Source organism: Neisseria sp. P0008.S004 (assembly GCF_051962755.1).
In the GTDB taxonomy this organism is placed as follows: domain Bacteria; phylum Pseudomonadota; class Gammaproteobacteria; order Burkholderiales; family Neisseriaceae; genus Neisseria; species Neisseria subflava_A.
In genome coordinates, this window is record NZ_JBQCUZ010000002.1 from 280942 (window position 1) to 293140 (window position 12199).

A 12199-nucleotide genomic window follows, 5' to 3' on the forward strand; every position below is an offset into this window, starting at 1 on the left:
TATTCTCATTCGAATTCACAAGAAAGAATAAAAATGGATGCCTTAAATCTCCTCACCACGCGTCGCTCTTCCAAAAAACTGACTGCTCCGGCACCCAATGCCGAGCAACTGGAACAAATGCTGCAAGCGGCAACACAAGTACCTGATCACGGCAATATGCGCCCTTACCGCTTTACTGTAATTCAAAGCGAAGCCGGTTTGCAACGTTTCCGCGAGCTTTTGAGCAAGACCGTTACCGAACTCAACTTCGGCGATGATGCCATGAAAAAGGCCGAACGCGTCGGCAACATGGCACCTATGATTATCGGCGTTACATTCACACCAAACCGTGAAGTGGCAAAACCCAAACCTGAATGGGAACAAATGTTGACTGCCGGCTGCGCCGCCTATGCTTTACAACTGGCTGCTTCTGCTCAAGGCTTCGACAATGTTTGGATTACGGGCATGTGGGTCAACAGCCCAATGTTGCGCGAAGCATTTGAGTGTGCCGACAAAGACAAAATCATCGGTCTGATGATGATTGGTTCGCCAACCGAAGAAGGCGGCGGCCCGAAAAATACCAACTTGGAGTGTTTTACAACTTATTGGTAACGCCTGAAAACACTCAGGCCGTCTGAAAAACCTGATTTAATGGTTTTTCAGACGGCCTTTTTATATTTATTATCGAAGCATCAAGCCGGATTCATAAACGCTTCAACTTCTTCCAAAGAAATATCTGCCGTCGCACCATGACGTGAAGCCACCAATGCACCCAGCGCACAAGCAAAAGCAATGGCTTCTTGAGGAGGCGCATTGTTCAACAGTTTGTAAGTCAAACCGCCAAGAAAGCTGTCGCCGGAGCCGACGGTATCCACCACTTTGACGCGGAAACCGCAATGACGGTATAACTCGCCATCCTTATACAAAACCGCGCCATGACTACCCAAAGTCACGCAAAGGATTTTGACGCCGGTCAGCTCAACGAGGTAGCTGATATTTTGCTCGATACTATGATAAGGAGAGCCATAAGCCGCAGCCAATTCATACAACTCATCATCGTTGAGTTTGACCATATCGGACTGTTTCATGGTCTCCAACAAGCGGGCAATATCGTAATGGGGCTTGCGCAGATTAACGTCAAAAATTTTGAATTTGGCTTCTTTCAGCAAAACTGCCAAGCTTTTACGCGAAACTTCATCGCGGGTTGCCAAGCTGCCAAAAACGAAAGCATCGGATTCTGCCACACGTTTGATTGCCGCATCATCAACCGCAATCCTATCCCACGCACAAGGGTAGACAATCTCATAAGACGCGCTGCCAGACTTGTCCAAGTGTACTTTCACCAAACTGGTCGCACATTCGTGACAAACCTGCAAATAATCAGTATTGACGTTTTTGCTTTGAATGTGACGTAGCAATTCTTCGCCATCAGCATCATCGCCGCGACGACTGATGATGGCAGCATCGATACCCAAAGACTGCAAACGGACAGCAACATTTAGGGGTGCACCACCCAATACCTTTCCGTTTGGAAAATCGTCCCACAGCACTTCACCGAAACTGGTTACTTTCATTCTTGGCCTTCCTTTTTTGAGGTTGATTGGCAGGGTCTGCACACCCGACAGATTTTTTGCAAATCATGTACTTGTAGTAAAACTCCAGCACCGGGGGCAAAAGTATTATGTTTTAAAATGTTAGGGCTGACAAGCAATTAAGGGAATATCAGACAATAAACTTGATTCATCACAAAATTATATTGTTCCTATTTTTTCTTTTTCTTTCACATTTGACCCCTCCTATTTCATTAAAACAAAACATTCTGAAATTTAAATACAAAAGGCCGTCTGAAAACTGATTCAATCAATTTTCAGACGGCCTTTATCGAATTATTGCAGTGTTTAGACTACAACTTCTTCTTTTTTCTTCACTTCTTTGGCAATGTTCTCACGACTCAAGCCAAACATCAGCAAGAGCGGACTGGCAACCAATACGGAAGAGTAAATACCGAATACGATACCGATGGTCAGTGCCATAGAGAAACCGTGCAAGGCTGCGCCACCGAACACCAGCATAGAAACAACCATTGCCTCGGTCGAACCGTGGGTAATGATGGTACGGCTCATGGTTGCAGTAATCGCGTTGTCGATAACTTCAGGCACAGTGTGGCCGCGCATATGCGGCTTACGGAAGTTTTCACGAATACGGTCAAACACAACCACAGATTCGTTCACGGAATAACCCAAAACCGCCAAAATACCTGCCAAGACAGTCAGAGAGAATTCCCATTGGAAGAAGGCGAAACAGCCGAGAATAATCACGATATCGTGCATATTCGCAATAATCGCGGACACTGCAAAACGCCACTCAAAACGCATGGACAAGTAAATAATAATACCTGCCACCACGAATCCCAATGCCATCAAACCATTGGTAACCAATTCTTCACCAACCTGAGGGCCGATAAATTCGACTTGGCGCAAGGTAACGTCAGGATTATCTTTTTTCAGCAAATCCATTACTTGGTTGGACAGCTGGGCTGACGTTACGCCTTCTTTGTTCGGCAGGCGAATCATGATGTGCTTGTTCGTACCCAATGCCTGAACCTGTACATCACCCATTTTCAGCGTATCGAGGCGTTCGCGTGTTTTATTAACATCCACGCCCTGCTGATATTGGACTTCCATCACCGTACCGCCGGTAAATTCGACGGAGAAATTCAGGCCTTTGGTTACCAAAAAGAACACGGCGGCGATAAACGTAACCAACGAAATAAAGGTCGTCAGTTTGCCGTAGCTCATAAACGGAATATCGCGTTTGATTTTAAATAATTCCATGTTTTACTCCTTGCCTTCTGCCATTTCAGCTTTCGGCTTCCATACCGCACCAATGGAAATATTCCGCAATTTGCGACGGCGGCCGTACCACAGGTTGACCAAAGCACGGAACACGACCACAGACGAGTACATCGAGGTCAGAATACCGATACAGTGCACAACAGCAAAACCACGTACCGGGCCGGAACCGAATACCAACAAAGCGATACCAGCAATCAGAGAGGTCAAGTTAGAGTCGACAATGGTTGCCCAAGCATGTTGGAAACCGAGGTTGATGGCCTGTTGAGGTGGTATGCCTCCGCGTAATTCTTCACGGATACGCTCGTTAATCAATACGTTAGAGTCAATCGCCATACCCAATGTCAATGCCAACGCGGCAATACCCGGCAGGGTCAGCGTTGCCTGCATGGCAGACAAAATACCTACCAAGAACAAGATATTGGTACTCAAAGCGATGGTAGAGAAGAAACCCATCAGGCGGTAGTAAACCACCATAAACGCAGCAACAGCGGCAAAGCCCCACAAAGTGGAATTGAAACCTTTTTCAATGTTTTCTTTACCCAAAGACGGACCGATGGTACGTTCTTCAACAATTTGCATAGGCGCAGCCAGCGAGCCGGCACGCAGCAACAATGAAGTATCGTTGGCTTCGGCAGTTGTCATGCTGCCGGAAATTTCTACACGACCACCGGTAATGGCGGAGCGGATGACAGGCGCGGTCACGACTTCGGATTTACCTTGGTCGATCAACACCATAGCCATACGTTTACCCACATTGGCCGAAGTCAATTCGCCAAAAATGCTGCCACCTGCGCTGTCCAAGCTCAGGCTCACGGCAGGCGCACCCATTTGGTCAAAGCTAGGTTGCGCGTCGTTGATGTTGTCGCCGGTCAATTCAACTTGTTTGTTGACCAAAATAGTTTCCGGATGATCGCCACCGCTTGACAGTAACTCATAACCAGTCGGTACATTACCGTTTAAGGCTTCTTGAAGTTTAATCGGATCGTCTTCCACCATGCGTACTTCCAAAGTCGCGGTACGACCGATAATGTCTTTGGCTTTGGCAGTATCTTGCACGCCCGGCAGCTGTACAACAATGCGGTCAAGACCGGATTGTTGGATAACCGGTTCTGCCACACCCAATTCGTTCACACGGTTGTGCAAAGTGTTGATGTTTTGTTTCACTGCATCAGAGCGTACTTTATTGATCGCCTCTTCAGACAGAGTCAGCACAATATTGTTGCCGTCCGCAAGCAAAGTGGCTTCAGGAAACATCTTTTGCAACTGAGGCAAGGCCTTTTGTACATCGGCGGCATCTTGCAGAGGCACAGTCAGACCATTTTCAGCCTGATGCACCGTACCGGTACGGATTTTTTCGCGGCGCAATTCGCGGCGGATGTCGCCGGCGTAACGTTCAAACGTTTTCTGCATCGCGGCTTTCATGTCCACCTGCATGGTGAAATGCACGCCGCCACGCAAGTCCAAACCCAAGAACATCGGATTGGCTTTAATTTTCGCCATCCACTCAGGACTGTCCGCCAAAAGGTTGAGCGCGGTAATATAGCCTTCGCCCAAAGTGTTTTCAATGACATCACGCGCTTTCAGTTGCGTTTCAGTATCTTTAAAACGCACTTTCAGCGAGTTATCGACAATGAACATACCGTCAGTCTGAATACCTGCGCTTTGCAACGCAGAAGACACTTTAGACTGGGTTTGCTCATTGATAACGATGGCTTGTCGGTTGGTTGATACCTGTACGGCAGGCGTTTCACCGAAAAGGTTGGGCAGCGAATATACAGCCGCAACCACAATCGTGAACGCAATCAGTAGGTATTTCCATAAAGGATAACGGTTCATGGTAAACCTTTGCTTTATTTATAAAGGCAAACAGCCGCACTCGGAAAATGAGGCGGCTTTTCGCAAAAAAACGGATTATTCGGCTTTCGCGGCAATCGCGTTGCGTTCCACTTCTACTTCGATTCTCGCACCTTGGCCGATGTCGACAGTGTAGAATTGCTCGCCGACTTTGGTCACACGGCCTTTGAAACCTGCAGCCAAAACGACTTTATCACCTACTTTCAAAGCAGCCAGCATAGCTTGATGTGCTTTGAATTTCTTTTGTTGAGGACGCATAATCAGGAAGTAAAACACCACCATAATCAACAGTAAAGGGGCAAATTGAGCCACAGCTTGATTCATAATATATCCGTTCTTTTGAGTTTTAAGATAAAGTAAAAAACTGCATACAGTCCAAAACGCAGTTGGTCGGACTGTAAAATTGAGCTATTCTAAAGGCCGTCTGAAAAATTTCCAAGCATTTCCGTATTTATTAACCATATTTAGCAGTCCGTGCGACTCGTTCGATACACACTTTCCATGCTTAAAAAAATCATTTGGCGCGTGCGTACCCTGCTGCGTCGACTACTCGGCAAAAACGCCCGCACCGTATGGATTTCGCATCCGATATTCCTACAGCACCAGCCGGGACCCAACCATCCCGACAGGCCCGAACGCATCAGCGCCATTCAAACCGCCTTAAAACAAGAAGGCATTTGGCGTCGCCTGCAAACCACCGAAGCACCGGAAATCAAAGATGCGCAGCTGGCATTGGTCCACTCGCGCAACTATCTGCACGAGTTGGAAGCCGCCCAGCCGCTCCCCGGTAAAATCCACCGTATCGACGACGATACCGTCATCTGCCACGACTCCCTCCAAGCCGCCCGTTTTGCGGCCGGCGCCGTCATCAAGGCAGTCGATATGGTGATGAACAAAAAAGCCTGGCATGCTTTTTGCGCCATCCGCCCGCCAGGCCACCATGCCCACAGCAACAGCGCCGGCGGATTCTGCCTCATTAACAACACCGCCGCCGGCGTGATGCACGCCATTGCCCAATACCGCTTGCAACGCATCGCCGTCATCGATTTCGACGTCCACTTCGGCGACGGTACGGCGGAGATTCTCCAAGACGATCCGCGCGTGATGTTTTTCAACCTGTTTGAAACCGACATCTTTCCCTTCCCTCAGGCGGAACAATACGCCGGCAATAAGAATATGCTGCATACGCCCCTCAAACCGGGCACAGGCAGCCGTATCTTCCGTACGACCATCCGCGAACAATGGCTTCCCAAGCTCACGGCCTTCCGCCCCGAGTTGGTGTTGCTTTCAGCCGGTTTTGACGGGCACAAACAAGACGAAACAGGCCGTCTGAACCTGCATGAAGCCGATTTTGCCTGGCTGACACACAAAATCGTCCAAGCAACAGCAAGCTGTCAAGGACGTATCGTTTCCGTGCTGGAGGGCGGATATACCTTGGAATCCATGTCTAAATCTGCCGCCGCCCACATCCGCGTATTGGCAGGCTTAAGCAAGGCCGACTACGTCATCGCCTACCAAAAGCATCTGAAGCGCGGCAAAAGTAACAATCCTACACCATAACGTATTCAAACTATTGCCCCAGGCCGTCTGAAAATAGATTATCCATTTCAGACGGCCTTTTTTTCATTTACAAACTTTAATTTGAGCAAAGACAAACCATTTTCATATTATCAGTAGTAAAATAACAAATATAAAACATATCAATAAAAATATTTCACACGCCACACTGCTTCCCTTTCCCTAATTGACCGTCTTTTTCAGACGGCCTCCACTTTAAAAAAAGGAGCGTTACAATGAAAGCAGCACGTTTTTACAACAAAGGTGACATCCGCATCGAAGACATTCCAGAGCCAACCGTAGCTCCGGGTACTGTCGGCATTAATGTTGCGTGGTGCGGTATCTGCGGTACCGATCTGCACGAATTCATGGAAGGCCCGATTTTCATTCCGCCTTGCGGCCATCCGCACCCAATCTCCGGCGAGTCAGCCCCTGTAACCATGGGGCACGAGTTCTCCGGCGTGGTTTATGCCGTAGGCGAAGGCGTGGACGACATCAAAGTCGGCCAACACGTTGTCGTTGAACCCTACATCATCCGCGACGATGTACCGACCGGCGAAGGCAGCAACTACCACCTCTCCAAAGACATGAACTTCATCGGTTTAGGTGGCTGCGGTGGCGGCTTGTCTGAAAAAATCGCCGTTAAACGCCGTTGGGTACACCCTATTTCCGACAAAATTCCATTAGACCAAGCTGCTTTGATTGAGCCTCTGTCTGTCGGCCACCATGCTTATGTACGCAGTGGCGCGAAAGAAGGCGACGTGGCATTGGTCGGCGGCGCAGGCCCAATCGGTTTGCTGTTGGCTGCCGTATTGAAAGCCAAAGGCATCAAAGTCATCATCACCGAATTGAGCAAAGCACGTAAAGACAAAGCACGCGAAGCCGGCGTGGCCGACTACATCCTCGACCCGTCCGAAGTCGATGTCGTCGAAGAAGTGAAAAAACTGACCAACGGCGAAGGCGTAGATGTCGCATTCGAATGCACCAGCGTCAACAAAGTGCTGGACACCATGGTCGAAGCATGCCGTCCGACTGCGAAAGTCGTCATCGTATCCATTTGGAGCCACCCCGCCACCATCAACGTCCATAGCGTCGTGATGAAAGAGCTGGACGTGCGCGGCACCATCGCCTACTGCAACGACCACGCAGAAACCATCAAATTGGTTGAAGAAGGCAAAATCAACCTTGAGCCTTTCATCACCCAGCGCATCAAACTGGACGAATTGATTTCCGAAGGCTTCGAGCGCTTGATCCACAACAACGAATCCGCAGTAAAAATCATTGTCAATCCTAATCTTTAATCCTAAGGCTTAAAGAATAAACAGGCCGTCTGAAACTTTTCAGACGGCCTGTCTACTTGATAAATTCCCGAATGGCCCAATTCTCTGCCGACCATTCACTTATCAAGAGTAAAACTCCATGAATCCAAAATACGCCCCACTCTTTCAAACATACACCCTCAATAACGGCGTAACCATCAAAAACCGCCTTGTCGTCGCCCCCATGACCCATTTCGGCTCACAAGCCGACGGTTTGATCAGCGACCAAGAGCGTACATTCCTCAGCAACCGTGCAGGCGATATGGGCTTGTTTATCACTGCCGCCACTTTGGTTCAAAAAGACGGCAAAGCCTTTCACGGCCAACCTGAAGCCACAGGCGAACACTGCCTCGACAGCCTGAAAGAAACCGCACAAATCCTGCAACAACAAGGCGCAAAAGCGATTTTGCAAATCCATCACGGCGGCTCCAAAGCCATTGATGAACTTTTGGACGGTCTCGACAAAATCAGCGCTTCCGCCAGCGAAACCGAACACGCACGCGAAGCGACCGCAGAAGAAGTCGAAGCACTCATCGCCTCTTATGCGCAAGCCGCCGATTTGGCGCTTCGTGCCGGTTTTGACGGCGTGGAAATCCACGGTGCGAACGGCTATCTGATCCAACAGTTTTACTCTGCCCAAAGCAACCGCCGCAACGACCAATGGGGCGGCAGCTTGGAAAACAGAATGCGCTTCCCGCTGGCCGTTATCGATGCCGTGGTTGCCGTCCGTGAAAAACACCAGCGCAACGACTTCATTATCGGCTACCGCTTCTCCCCTGAAGAGCCGGGTGACAACGGCTTAACCATGACCGAAACCGGCGCACTGATTGACGCATTGGTACAAAAACCGCTGCAATATTTGCACGTTTCCCTGTGGGAATTTGATAAAAAAATCCGTCGCGGCGGCGATACAGCCCAAACCCGTATGCAGTTTATCCACGAACGCATCAACGGCAAACTGCCGCTTATCGGCGTAGGCAACCTGTTTACCGCCGACCAAATTTTGGCCGCCTATGAAACCGGCTGGGCAGAATTTATCGCCTTGGGCAAAACCGTGATGATTAATCCGCACATCGCCACGCAAATCCGTGAAGGCCGCGAAGATGAAATCGAAACGCAACTCGATCCGACGCGCGCCGACCATTACGGCCTTCCCGACACCTTGTGGGGATTTGCCTCCAGTGGTACGCAATCATGGCTGCCGCCGGTAAAAGGCGCAGAATGGAAACCGATGGATATTTAATCATCGATTCATAAACAAAGGCCGTCTGAAACTTTTCAGACGGCCTTTGTTTTGGTACAAACATTGAATTATCAAGCATTTTTTTGTACAATTCCGCATCTTTCAATCTATTGCAGGGCGTGTTGCACACGCCCTTATTTTAGCCTGTTTTCCAATACCCATATCCTTCAGGCCGTCTGAAAAAGCGGCCTGAACCTTTTTGCAAAGAAAACCATGTCCCAAGAAATCCTCGACCAAGTGCGCCGCCGCCGCACGTTTGCCATCATCTCCCACCCCGACGCGGGTAAAACCACGCTGACCGAAAAACTGCTGCTGTTTTCAGGTGCGATTCAAAGCGCAGGTACGGTAAAAGGCAAGAAAACCGGCAAATTCGCCACCTCCGACTGGATGGACATCGAGAAGCAGCGCGGCATTTCCGTGGCATCAAGCGTGATGCAGTTCGACTACAAAGACCATACCGTCAACCTCTTGGACACGCCGGGACACCAAGACTTCTCCGAAGACACCTACCGCGTTTTGACCGCCGTGGACAGCGCCTTGATGGTCATCGACGCGGCAAAAGGCGTGGAGGCGCAAACCATCAAACTCTTGAACGTCTGCCGCCTGCGCAATACACCGATTGTGACGTTCATGAACAAATACGACCGCGAAGTGCGCGATTCTTTGGAATTACTGGACGAAGTGGAAAACATCCTGCAAATCCGCTGCGCGCCCGTCACCTGGCCAATCGGCATGGGCAAGAACTTCAAAGGCGTGTACCACATCCTGAACGACGAAATCTATCTCTTTGAAGCGGGCGGCGAACGCCTGCCGCACGAGTTCGACATCATCAAAGGCATCGACAATCCCGAATTGGAACAACGCTTTCCGTTGGAAATCCAGCAGTTGCGCGACGAAATCGAATTGGTGCAGGCGGCTTCCAACGAGTTCAATCTCGACGAATTTCTCGCCGGCGAACTCACGCCCGTGTTCTTCGGCTCTGCGATTAACAACTTCGGTATTCAGGAAATCCTCAATTCATTGATTGAATGGGCGCCCGCGCCGAAACCGCGTGATGCGACCGTACGCATGGTCGAGCCGGACGAGCCGAAGTTTTCCGGATTTATCTTCAAAATCCAAGCCAACATGGACCCGAAACACCGCGACCGTATCGCCTTCTTGCGCGTCTGCTCCGGTAAATTTGAGCGCGGCATGAAGATGAAACACCTGCGTATCAACCGCGAAATCGCCGCCTCCAGCGTAGTAACCTTCATGTCGCACGACCGCGAGCTGGTGGAAGAAGCCTACGCCGGCGACATTATCGGCATCCCGAACCACGGCAACATCCAAATCGGCGACAGCTTCTCCGAAGGCGAACAACTGGCGTTTACCGGCATCCCATTCTTCGCACCCGAACTATTTCGCAGCGTTCGCATCAAAAACCCGCTGAAAATCAAGCAACTGCAAAAAGGTTTGCAACAGCTTGGCGAAGAAGGCGCGGTACAGGTTTTCAAACCGATGAGCGGCGCAGATTTGATTTTAGGTGCGGTCGGCGTGTTGCAGTTTGAAGTCGTTACCTCGCGCCTCGCTAACGAATACGGCGTAGAAGCCGTGTTCGACAGCGCATCCATCTGGTCGGCGCGCTGGGTATCGTGCGAAGACAGGAAAAAACTGGCGGAATTTGAAAAAGCCAACGCAGGCAATCTGGCGATAGACGCAGGCGGCAACCTCGCCTACCTCGCGCCTAACCGCGTAAACTTAAATCTGACACAAGAACGCTGGCCCGACATCGTATTCCACGAAACACGCGAGCATTCGGTTAAACTGTAAAATGCAAAGGCCGTCTGAAACTTTCAGACGGCCTTTTTTTCATTCGATATCAACCCAATAAATCCCAAGCAAACTTTCCGATGGTCAGGCACAGCAGCAACATAAACCCATAACGCAGTAATTTAGTTCCGCCGCGTATTGCCAAGCGCGCGCCGACCACGCCGCCGCACAAATTCGCCACCGCCAACGGTATCGCCCATGCCCACACGACATGGCCTTGTGGGATAAAAAACGTCAGCGCGGCAAGATTAGTGGTCGAATTGATGACCTTTGCCGAAGCATTCGCCGCTAAAAAATCATAGTCGTAAAAGCGGACGAACACAAAAGCCAGCAGGCTGCCCGTCCCCGGCCCGAACACGCCGTCGTAAAACCCGATTAATGCGCCGAAAAACAAGCCCCATAAGGTTTCACGGCGCGTCAGCTTTTCAGTGCGCGCCGTCTGCCCCAAGTCTTTTTTCAAAAAAGTGTACAGGCACATGGCAATCATGATGACCAACATTGCCGGTTTCATGTATTGCACTGGAAAATACACCACCGTTTTCGAGCCCAAATATGAAGCGGCAAATGCCAATGCCGCGGCAGGCAGCAGCATTTTCCACAGCACGGGGATTCGGCGCAGATATTGCCCCGTCGCAGTCAACGTGCCGCAGCAGGAAGCAAATTTATTGACACCCATCACCGAGGCCACAGGCGTGGCGTTTGGCAATAGGTTGAACAATCCGGGAATCTGCAACAACCCTCCGCCGCCAACCGCCGCATCCATCAGCCCGGCGGCAAAGCCGACCAACACCAGATAATAAAAAAACGAATCTGCAAGCATAATGTCCATCTCTAAAAAGCAAAACGATTTTGCGCGTGTTTGCCTGTCCTGACAACCTACAAGGCCGTCTGAAAACAAGAAACCATATTCTGTTTTCAGACGACCTTTCTTTTTCAATTCAACCACTCAAATTGCAGCTTGAAAATTTTTCCATTAAAATGCCGCCCCTTATCTTTCCTACACACAATACATTTTATGGAACACCCCACCCCGACCAAACGCACAGCCCACGACCGAATGGGCATCTTCGCGCATTTCATTTTCGCCAGCTGCTGGCTGCAACTGCCGATTTATATAGGCTTGATTATCGCCTAAGTCATTTATGCCTGTAAGTTCCTCAAACCCCTGTGGTACTTGATCTCCAACTTCGGCATTATGGATGACAATACCGTCATGATCGCCGTATTGAACCTGATTGATGTCGTGATGATTGCCAACCTGCTGACCATGGTCATTGTCGGCGGCTACGAGACCTTCGTCTCCCGCCTTCACGTTGACGAACATCCCGACCAGCCCGAATGGCTCAGCCACGTCAATGCTTCGGTTTTGAAGGTTAAGTTGTCGATGTCCATCATCAGCATTTCCTCCATCCATCTGCTGCAAACCTTCCTCAACGCCGCCAATCTGTCGAAAAACAAATCATGTGGCAATGTATTACCCACATCTGCTTCCTGATTTCTGCCCTCGCCATGGCTTTAACGGACAAAATCGTGTACAGCACGACGCATAAAGCGCATTGATAATAAAAGGCAATCAAAAGGCC

10 protein-coding genes and 1 pseudogene are annotated in these 12199 nt (G+C 49.9%); 6 read left to right on the forward strand and 5 right to left on the reverse strand.

Features of this window, described 5'->3' with window-relative positions; translation table 11 throughout:
- Positions 1–33: 33 nt before the first annotated feature.
- On the forward strand, positions 34–591 hold the full coding sequence (locus ACTHSW_RS03095) for a nitroreductase family protein (RefSeq protein WP_440373757.1): 558 nt from the start codon (positions 34–36) through the stop codon (positions 589–591).
- Between the two features lie 80 nt (positions 592–671).
- On the opposite strand, the gene ACTHSW_RS03100 is transcribed toward ACTHSW_RS03095, so the two are convergent.
- The 4 genes from ACTHSW_RS03100 to yajC all read right to left on the reverse strand — a co-directional run bounded on the left by ACTHSW_RS03100 (position 672) and on the right by yajC (position 5012).
- Positions 672–1553, reverse strand: a complete 882-nt coding sequence (locus ACTHSW_RS03100) for a carbohydrate kinase family protein (RefSeq protein ID WP_440373758.1) — start codon at positions 1551–1553, stop codon at positions 672–674.
- 324 nt (positions 1554–1877) lie between these two features.
- Complete coding sequence (gene secF / locus ACTHSW_RS03105) at positions 1878–2813, reverse strand: protein translocase subunit SecF (protein ID WP_003686183.1); 936 nt, start codon at positions 2811–2813, stop codon at positions 1878–1880.
- 3 nt (positions 2814–2816) lie between these two features.
- Complete coding sequence (secD, locus tag ACTHSW_RS03110; RefSeq protein WP_070461343.1) at positions 2817–4670, reverse strand: protein translocase subunit SecD; 1854 nt, start codon at positions 4668–4670, stop codon at positions 2817–2819.
- Between the two features lie 75 nt (positions 4671–4745).
- Positions 4746–5012: a preprotein translocase subunit YajC gene (gene yajC / locus ACTHSW_RS03115; RefSeq protein WP_003678762.1), complete on the reverse strand. Its 267-nt coding sequence runs from the start codon at positions 5010–5012 to the stop codon at positions 4746–4748.
- Between the two features lie 177 nt (positions 5013–5189).
- Here yajC and ACTHSW_RS03120 point away from each other — a divergent pair, with 177 nt between their 5' ends.
- The 4 genes from ACTHSW_RS03120 (at position 5190) to ACTHSW_RS03135 (ending at position 10616) form a co-directional block, all read left to right on the forward strand.
- The gene (locus ACTHSW_RS03120) at positions 5190–6248 is read left to right on the forward strand and encodes a histone deacetylase family protein (RefSeq protein ID WP_070461342.1); all 1059 of its coding nucleotides are present in this window, start codon (positions 5190–5192) and stop codon (positions 6246–6248) included.
- Positions 6249–6481: 233 nt separating this feature from the next.
- Positions 6482–7546 carry a 2,3-butanediol dehydrogenase gene (locus tag ACTHSW_RS03125; protein ID WP_003745670.1) on the forward strand — a complete coding sequence of 355 codons (1065 nt, stop codon included), beginning with the start codon at positions 6482–6484 and terminating at the stop codon, positions 7544–7546.
- Positions 7547–7664: 118 nt separating this feature from the next.
- Entirely contained in the window at positions 7665–8807 is a 1143-nt protein-coding gene (locus ACTHSW_RS03130; protein WP_063068010.1) for an NADH-dependent flavin oxidoreductase, read from the forward strand.
- Positions 8808–9020: 213 nt separating this feature from the next.
- Complete coding sequence (locus ACTHSW_RS03135) at positions 9021–10616, forward strand: peptide chain release factor 3 (RefSeq protein WP_440373759.1); 1596 nt, start codon at positions 9021–9023, stop codon at positions 10614–10616.
- Positions 10617–10665: 49 nt separating this feature from the next.
- On the opposite strand, the gene ACTHSW_RS03140 is transcribed toward ACTHSW_RS03135, so the two are convergent.
- Positions 10666–11436 carry a sulfite exporter TauE/SafE family protein gene (locus ACTHSW_RS03140; protein WP_440373760.1) on the reverse strand — a complete coding sequence of 257 codons (771 nt, stop codon included), beginning with the start codon at positions 11434–11436 and terminating at the stop codon, positions 10666–10668.
- 318 nt (positions 11437–11754) lie between these two features.
- Between ACTHSW_RS03140 and ACTHSW_RS03145 the strand changes: the two are divergent.
- Positions 11755–12176, forward strand: a pseudogene (locus tag ACTHSW_RS03145) (TIGR00645 family protein).
- Positions 12177–12199 lie beyond the last annotated feature (23 nt).

What these genes read in the sequence shown, in the direction of transcription:
- ACTHSW_RS03095 (WP_440373757.1), top strand. Translation starts at nt 34, where the DNA reads ATGGATGCCTTAAATCTCCTCACCACGCGTCGCTCTTCCAAAAAACTG.
- ACTHSW_RS03100 (WP_440373758.1), bottom strand. Translation starts at nt 1,553, where the DNA reads ATGAAAGTAACCAGTTTCGGTGAAGTGCTGTGGGACGATTTTCCAAAC.
- secF (WP_003686183.1), bottom strand. Translation starts at nt 2,813, where the DNA reads ATGGAATTATTTAAAATCAAACGCGATATTCCGTTTATGAGCTACGGC.
- secD (WP_070461343.1), bottom strand. Translation starts at nt 4,670, where the DNA reads ATGAACCGTTATCCTTTATGGAAATACCTACTGATTGCGTTCACGATT.
- yajC (WP_003678762.1), bottom strand. Translation starts at nt 5,012, where the DNA reads ATGAATCAAGCTGTGGCTCAATTTGCCCCTTTACTGTTGATTATGGTG.
- ACTHSW_RS03120 (WP_070461342.1), top strand. Translation starts at nt 5,190, where the DNA reads ATGCTTAAAAAAATCATTTGGCGCGTGCGTACCCTGCTGCGTCGACTA.
- ACTHSW_RS03125 (WP_003745670.1), top strand. Translation starts at nt 6,482, where the DNA reads ATGAAAGCAGCACGTTTTTACAACAAAGGTGACATCCGCATCGAAGAC.
- ACTHSW_RS03130 (WP_063068010.1), top strand. Translation starts at nt 7,665, where the DNA reads ATGAATCCAAAATACGCCCCACTCTTTCAAACATACACCCTCAATAAC.
- ACTHSW_RS03135 (WP_440373759.1), top strand. Translation starts at nt 9,021, where the DNA reads ATGTCCCAAGAAATCCTCGACCAAGTGCGCCGCCGCCGCACGTTTGCC.
- ACTHSW_RS03140 (WP_440373760.1), bottom strand. Translation starts at nt 11,436, where the DNA reads ATGCTTGCAGATTCGTTTTTTTATTATCTGGTGTTGGTCGGCTTTGCC.